The following is a 571-nucleotide window of genomic DNA, read 5'->3' on the forward strand; positions in this document are numbered from 1 at the left end:
GATCCGGCATCTTTACCGCAGCGAGGGTTTGTCGCAGCGGACCATTGCACGCCAGCTCGGCATCGCGCGTGACACGGTGGCCGCGGCGCTGGCCAACGATGGTCCGCCGAAGTATCAGCGGGCCTTGACGCCGTCGGCGATCAGTGAGGTGGAACCGCGGATGCGGGCGTTGCTGTCGGCTTACCCGACGATGTCAGCGACGGTGCTGGCCGAGCGGGTGGGGTGGGCGGGTTCGATCTCGTGGTTCCGGGAGCGGGTCCGAGCGATCCGCCCGGAATACCTGCCTGCTGATCCGGTGGATCGCCTCGAGCATCCGCCGGGGCGAGCGATGCAGTGCGACCTGTGGTTCCCGGCACCCAGGATCGCGGTCGGGTTCGGCCAAGAAGCGATGCTGCCGGTGCTGGTGATGGTCGCGGCGTTCTCCCGGTTCATCGCTGCGGTGATGCTGCCTTCACGTCAGACGATGGATTTGGTGGCCGGGATGTGGCAGCTGCTCTCGGGCAGCTTCGCTGCAGTGCCTCATGAGTTGTGGTGGGACAACGAGGCCGGGATCGGGCGCCGCGGCCGGTTG

The 571-nt window shown here is 67.6% G+C and carries 1 protein-coding gene; it reads left to right on the forward strand.

Translation table 11 applies throughout. From position 1 onward, the window contains the following. Position 1 precedes the first annotated feature (1 nt). Positions 2–571, forward strand: a 570-nt coding sequence (locus AC5Y47_RS25660) for an IS21 family transposase (protein ID WP_499947065.1), incomplete at its 3' end; no start/stop codon positions are given.

This window comes from Mycobacterium sp. NGS22 (assembly GCF_059813095.1).